Here is an 809-nt window from a genome sequence, read left to right on the forward strand (position 1 = left end):
GTGGACGGCAACGGCGACCCGATACCTGACAACGAGAACACGGAGACGGACGACGGGGACGGCACGAGTGACGGCGACCCGACGAACGACCCCACGGTGACCACCTTGGCGCCTGCGCCTGGCATGGAGCTGATCAAGAGCGTGACGGGCGTGACGGCGGCGGGAGCCGCGGGCGCGTTGGACGACGTGATCGAGTACACCTTCACGGTGGAGAACACGGGGAACGTGACGCTGACGGGGGTGACGGTGGACGACGCCCTCACGGGCTCGGTGGACCTGGCGGTGACGCCCGGCACGCTGGCCCCCGGACAGACGGGGACGGCCACGGCGACCTATGTGATACTGCAGAGTGACGTGGACGCCGGCGGCGTTGAGAACAGCGCGACGGCGGAGGGCTCCTCTCCCGGGAACACGGGCGACGTGGGCGACGACTCCGACACGGGCACGGCCGGTGACGGCAGCCCCGTGGGGGACCCCGCCACGGAGGAGACCCCCGACAACGACGACATCAACGGGGACAACAACGACGGTGACCCGACGAACGACCCGACGCCCTTCGACATCGCGGCGGACCCTGAGCTGACGGTGACCAAGACGGTGACCACGGCGGGCTCGGCCCTGAATGACGTGATCGGGTACGACATCGTGGTGACCAACACGGGCAACGTGACCCTGACGGACATCGAGGTGACGGATGCGAACGCTGACGCCGGCAGCATCGTTGGCAGCCCGATCGCGAGCCTCGACCCAGGTCAGAGCGCGACGGTGACGGCACAGCAGACGATACAGCAGTCGGACCTCGACGCGGG

The 809-nt window shown here is 68.9% G+C and carries 1 protein-coding gene; it reads left to right on the forward strand.

Going from position 1 to position 809, the window contains the following annotated elements:
* The coding region (locus ACFQ1M_RS17685) for a DUF7507 domain-containing protein (RefSeq protein WP_449343018.1) at positions 1 to 809 on the forward strand (809 nt) is incomplete at both ends.

It is taken from the genome of Sungkyunkwania multivorans (assembly GCF_042675645.1).
In the GTDB taxonomy this organism is placed as follows: domain Bacteria; phylum Bacteroidota; class Bacteroidia; order Flavobacteriales; family Flavobacteriaceae; genus Sungkyunkwania; species Sungkyunkwania multivorans.